Origin of the sequence: Plantactinospora alkalitolerans, assembly GCF_015690345.1 — a bacterium.
In the GTDB taxonomy this organism is placed as follows: domain Bacteria; phylum Actinomycetota; class Actinomycetes; order Mycobacteriales; family Micromonosporaceae; genus Plantactinospora; species Plantactinospora alkalitolerans.
Map to the genome: position 1 here is coordinate 1 of NZ_JADPUN010000301.1, position 2,017 is coordinate 2,017.

General features: G+C 71.0%; 2 protein-coding genes. Both read left to right on the forward strand.

The annotated features are described in order from the left end of the window. The coding region (locus tag I0C86_RS33890) for a DUF167 domain-containing protein (RefSeq protein WP_196205388.1) at positions 1-271 on the forward strand (271 nt) is incomplete at its 5' end. 58 nt (positions 272-329) lie between these two features. Beyond that, entirely contained in the window at positions 330-1,832 is a 1,503-nt protein-coding gene (locus I0C86_RS33895; RefSeq protein ID WP_196205389.1) for a potassium/proton antiporter, read from the forward strand. Positions 1,833-2,017: the final 185 nt, after the last annotated feature.

Here is a 2,017-nt window from a genome sequence, read left to right on the forward strand (position 1 = left end):
GGTCAAGCCCGGCTCGTCCCGGGCCCGGGTGGGCGGCCGGTTCGACGGCCCGTACGGTCCGGCGTTGGTGATCGCGGTGCACCAGCCGGCGGTCGACGGTCGGGCCACCGAGGCTGCCCGACGGGCGCTCGCCGAGGCACTCGGACTGCGTCCGGCTGCGGTCAGCCTTCGGGCCGGCACGGCGAGCCGCGACAAGCTCTACCAGGTCGAGGGCCTGGGTTCGGCGATCGACCTGCGGTTGTGCCAACTGCGGGACGGATCCGTGCAGTGACCGCTGGGGGCCGGCGATCCGCCCACCCTGGCCTGTTTCCGTGCCGGGCGCGTTGGTCGTGACCGATCGGCTGGACCTGGCACTGCTGATCGGCGCCGCCGTGCTGCTGGTCGCCGTCGGGGCCGTCCGGCTGTCGACCCGGCTCGGACTGCCCAGCCTGCTGGTCTATCTCGCGCTCGGGGTGGCGATCGGCGAGTCGGGCTTCGGAATCCAGTTCGACGACGCCGAACTCACCCGCGTCCTCGGCTTCTGCGCGCTGATCGTGATCATTGCCGAGGGTGGGCTGACCTCGCGCTGGACCGCCCTGCGCCCGGTGCTCGGGATCGCCGCCAGCCTGGCCACGTTCGGCGTGGTGGTCAGCATCGTGGTGGTCGGGCTGGTCGTCCACTTCCTGCTCGGGCTGGACTGGCGGCTCGCCCTGCTCTACGGCGCGGTGCTGTCCTCCACCGACGCGGCGGCGGTCTTCGCCACCCTGCGCTGGCTCCGGCTCCCACCCCGGCTGGTGGCGACGCTGGAGGCCGAGTCCGGGATGAACGACGCCCCGGCGGTGCTGCTGGTCGTCCTGCTCTCCACCTCGGGGTTCGGTGCCCATCCGTGGTGGTACGAGGTACTGGTGCTCGGCTACGAGCTGTCCCTGGGCGCGGTGTTCGGATTCGGCGTGGGGATGCTCGGCCGCTGGACGTTGCGCCGGGCCGCCCTGCCGTCGTCCGGGCTCTATCCGATCGCCGCGGTGGGGCTCACCGTTCTCGCGTACGGCGCCGCCACGGTGCTGCACGCGTCCGGGTTCATCGCCGTCTACGTGGCCGGGGTGGTGCTGGGCAACTCCCGGTTGCCGCACCGCCAGGCGATCCTCGGGTTCGCCGACGGGTTGGCCTGGCTCGCCCAGATCGGCCTGTTCGTGCTGCTCGGCCTGCTCAGCGTGCCGGGTCGACTCGTGGACGCCCTGTTGCCGGCGGTGGTGGCCGGGCTGGCCCTGCTCTTCCTGGCCCGGCCGTTGTCCGTGGTGGTCTGCGCGCTCGGGTTCCGGGTCCCGGCCCGGCAGCAGGCATTCCTGTCCTGGGCGGGGCTGCGCGGGGCCGTGCCGATCGTGCTGGCCACGATCCCGCTCTCGGAGAACCTGCCCGGTGCCGAGCAACTCTTCGACACGGTCTTCGTGCTAGTGGTGATCTTCACATTGGTGCAGGCCGGCACCCTCGGTCCGGTGGCCCGCCGGCTGGGGATCACCGCCCCGGCGGAGCTGACGGAGCTGCGGGTGGAGACGGCCCCGCTGGAACGGATGCAGGCGGATCTGCTCCAGTTGGAGATCCCGCCCGACTCCCGGCTGGTCGGCGTGCACCTCGACGAGCTGCGGTTGCCGGTCGGCGCCTCGGTGACGTTGGTGTCGCGGGACGGTGTCGGGTTCGTGCCGGGGCCGGACACCCGGCTGAAGGTCGGGGACAGTGTGTTGATCGTGGCCACCGCGCGGGTTCGCGACGACGTCGAGCGGCGGCTCCGGGCGGTCAGCCGGCGTGGACGGCTGGCGCGCTGGTTTGGGGAGTCTGGCGAAGATCGCGACAAATAATGTCAGCGTTCCTTTAGCCCGGTTTGCGGCTTATTACGGGCTGAAATGCGTCACAATCGGTGCGGCATGTTGTCGGACGTCTGTACGTTCCGTATTCTTGCCAACCTCCGGAGTGCGCGGCGTCCCGCCGCGCCCGTTTTGCAGTTTCTTATACACATCTGACGCTGCCGACGACCTTACGCGTG